Annotated in this window: 3 protein-coding genes; 1 reads left to right on the top strand and 2 read right to left on the bottom strand. The window is 76.8% G+C overall.

The annotated features are described in order from the left end of the window. The coding region (locus ICW40_RS15115; protein WP_308121840.1) for an FAD-dependent oxidoreductase at positions 1-415 on the bottom strand (415 nt) is incomplete at its 3' end. Continuing rightward, a complete protein-coding gene (gene hemE / locus ICW40_RS15110) occupies positions 412-1,536 on the bottom strand; it encodes a uroporphyrinogen decarboxylase (protein WP_221654843.1) in 1,125 nt (374 codons plus the stop codon). The genes hemE and ICW40_RS15115, both read right to left, overlap by 4 nt. 56 nt (positions 1,537-1,592) lie before the next feature. Here hemE and ICW40_RS15105 point away from each other — a divergent pair. Continuing rightward, positions 1,593-2,737 (top strand): glutamyl-tRNA reductase (locus ICW40_RS15105; protein ID WP_260459272.1); only part of this gene is annotated, 1,145 nt, incomplete at its 3' end.

The raw sequence follows: 2,737 nt of genomic DNA, 5'->3' as shown, positions 1-2,737 counted from the left end.
GCACCGCGCCGAGCACGCCGATCGCGCGGCGCACGTCGGCCGCCCACGGGTCGCCCGGGATGCCCAGCACGCCCGTGCGCGGCAGCGGGAGCGCGCGCTCGGGCAGCTGGAGCCACGCGGACCGGGGCGAGGGCAGCGCGACGTCGTCGGCGAGGCCGAGGTCGGCGAGGAGGTCGGGGACCGCGGAGGAGCGGGTCGCGAAGGACTCGGCGCCCGCGTCGAGCACGAGGCCGGCGACCTCGACGGCGGCGACGCAGCCGCCCAGCCGGTCGGACGCCTCGAGGAGCACGACGCGGTGCCCGGCGGCCGCGCACTCGCGCGCCACGACCAGCCCGGCCACGCCGCCGCCCACGACGACGACGTCGGCCCGGTGAGGCACGGCGGGCACAGCAGGCCCGGCGGGCGTGACCGTCACCGCTCCCCGTGGGCCAGCCGCACGATGCGCGTGAGCACGTCGGGGTCGGTCTGCGGCGGCACGCCGTGGCCGAGGTTGAGCACGTGCCCGGGCGCCGTCGCGCCGCGGCCGATGACGTCGAGCACGTGCGCCTCGAGCACCGGCCAGGGCGCGCCGAGGAGCGCGGGGTCGATGTTGCCCTGGAGGGGCGTGGTGCCCCCCAGGCGCCGGTTCGCCTCGTCGAGCGGGATGCGGTGGTCGACGCCGACGACGTCGGCCCCGACGTCGCGCATCGCGCCGAGCAGCTCGCCCGTGCCCGTGCCGAAGTGGACGATCGGCACCCCGAGGTCGACGACGTGCGCGAGGGCGCGGCTCGACGCCGGCGCGACGTGCGCCTCGTAGTCGGCCAGCGACAGCGACCCGGCCCAGGAGTCGAACAGCTGGGCGGCGCTCGCCCCGGCCATGACCTGCGCGCGCAGGAAGGTCCCCGTGACGTCGGCCGCCCAGTCCATGAGCGCGCCCCACGTCGCCGGGTCGGCGTGCATGAGCGTCCGGGCGCGCAGCTGGTCCTTGGACGGACCGCCCTCGACGAGGTAGCTCGCGAGCGTGAACGGTGCGCCGGCGAACCCGATGAGCGGCGTGCCGCCGAGGGCCGCGACGGTGCGCTCGACCGCCTCGACCACGGGCGCGAGGGCGGCGGGGTCGAGCGGTGCGAGCCGCGCGACGTCGTCGGCGGTCCGCACGGGCTCGGCGAACACGGGGCCGGTCCCGGGCACGATGTCGACGTCCACGCCGGCCAGCAGGAGCGGCACGACGATGTCGCTGAAGAAGATCGCCGCGTCGACGCCGTGGCGGCGGACCGGCTGGAGCGTGATCTCGCTCGCGAGCTCGGGCTCGAGGCACGACGCGAGCATCGTCACCCCGCGCCGCACCTCGCGGTACTCCGGCAGGGAGCGCCCGGCCTGGCGCATGAACCACACCGGGACCGGCCCGGAAGCCGGCGCGACGCCGTCCTCGGAAGGCGCTCCGGCGATGTGTCCTTGGTCACGCGAAATGCGTCCGGGCTGCCCGCGAAATGCGCGGACCAGGGGCGAATTCACGGTCCGGCCGTCGATCAAGGGATGTCCTGCGGGCAGAGTCACCACCCGATTGTGCCGAACAAACTCCGGAATGGTTGACTCGGCGAGTTGTGGTGCTCATGACCCTCACGGCGAGTCACCGCGACCTCGACCTCGACGTGCTGGAGCAGCTGAGCTCCGGGGGCCACTCGGTGGGGACGGCGGTCGTCGCGGACAGCCCAGACGTCACCGGTTCCGTGGTTCTCGCCACGTGCAACCGGTTCGAGGTGTACCTCGACGTCGCGGCGGACCCGCAGGACCAGGCGCGGACCGACGCCGTCGTCAAGGCGACCGTCGACGCGGTCGCGGCCGCGAGCGGGCTCGCCCACGAGGACGTCGCCGCCAGCCTCCAGCCCCGGATCGGCCCGGCCGTGGCTCGGCACCTCTTCGCGGTCGCCTCGGGGCTCGACTCGATGGTGGTCGGGGAGCGCGAGGTCGCCGGCCAGGTGCGCCGGGCCCTGCAGGCCGCACGCGGGGACGGCACGACGTCGGCCACGCTCGAGCGCCTCTTCCAGGTCGCGTCCCGGACGTCGCGCGCCGTCGGGTCCCGGACCGGGCTCGGCAGCGCCGGCCGGTCCGTGGTCGGCGTCGCGCTCGACCTCGCGGCGGAGACGGTCGACCTCGCCCGCGCGGGCGTCCTGCTCATCGGCACCGGCTCGTACGCGGGCGCCTGCCTCACCGCCCTCCGCGCGCGCGGCGTGACCGACGTCGCCGTGTACTCGCCGTCGGGCCGCGCGCAGGCCTTCGCGGCCGACCGCGGGCTCACGGCCGTCGCGGCGGGCGCGCTGGACGACCACCTCGCCGCCGTCGACGTCGTCGTCTCGTGCTCCGGCGCGCTCGGGCCCGTGGTCGACGCCGCCATGGTCACGGCCGCCCGCCGGCGCTCCGCGGCCGACGGCGAGCCGCACCCGACGGTCCTCGTGGACCTCGCGCTGCACCACGACATCGACCCCGCCGTCGCGGGCGTCCCGGGGGTCCGGCTGATCGACCTCGCGGCGGTGCAGCGGCACTCGCCGGCGACGGTGACGCCCGAGGTCGAGGCGGGGCTGGCGATCGTCGAGGAGCGCGTCGCCCAGTTCGAGGAGACCCTCGCGGAGCAGACGGCGGTCCCGGCCGTGCGCGCGCTGCGCGAGCACGTGGAGCAGGCGCTCGACGCGGAGGTCGAGCGGGCCCGGGCGCTCGCCCGTGCGCGCGGCGACGAGGCGTCGGCCGAGCTCGCCGAGCG

This window comes from Actinotalea ferrariae, assembly GCF_019733465.1.
Lineage (GTDB): Bacteria > Actinomycetota > Actinomycetes > Actinomycetales > Cellulomonadaceae > Actinotalea > Actinotalea ferrariae_A.
This window is presented reverse-complemented; position numbering and strand designations above follow the sequence as displayed.